Raw genomic sequence first — 318 nt, 5'->3', positions numbered from 1 at the left:
GCCGCTCAGGCGGGCGTCGGCAAGGTTATGATCGTCACCAAAAGCGGCACCGCCACCGATACCAATTTCAACGAGATCACAGGAACTAGTTCCGTAGAGACCACACTCCTTAAGGAAGCCGGCGAAACGTTCACAGTGGATCAGATGTACGAGCACATGATGAACTACGCCCATTGGACCGTCAACGCTCGCCTGCTGCGCCAGTGCGTCAGCCTTTTGCCCAGCAACATCGACATCTTTGTCGAGATGGGCGTTGAGACCATGGTTCTGGGCGACCGCTACAATTTCGGCTTCCTCAATGTGCACGGATTTACAGGC

1 protein-coding gene is annotated in these 318 nt (G+C 55.3%); it reads left to right on the top strand.

Going from position 1 to position 318, the window contains the following annotated elements:
• Positions 1-318 (top strand): hypothetical protein (locus PZH32_RS12285; RefSeq protein ID WP_275208533.1); only part of this gene is annotated, 318 nt, incomplete at both ends.

The sequence above is a fragment of the Adlercreutzia equolifaciens genome (genome assembly GCF_029076695.1).
Classification (GTDB): Bacteria; Actinomycetota; Coriobacteriia; order Coriobacteriales; family Eggerthellaceae; genus Adlercreutzia; species Adlercreutzia equolifaciens_A.
This window is presented reverse-complemented; position numbering and strand designations above follow the sequence as displayed.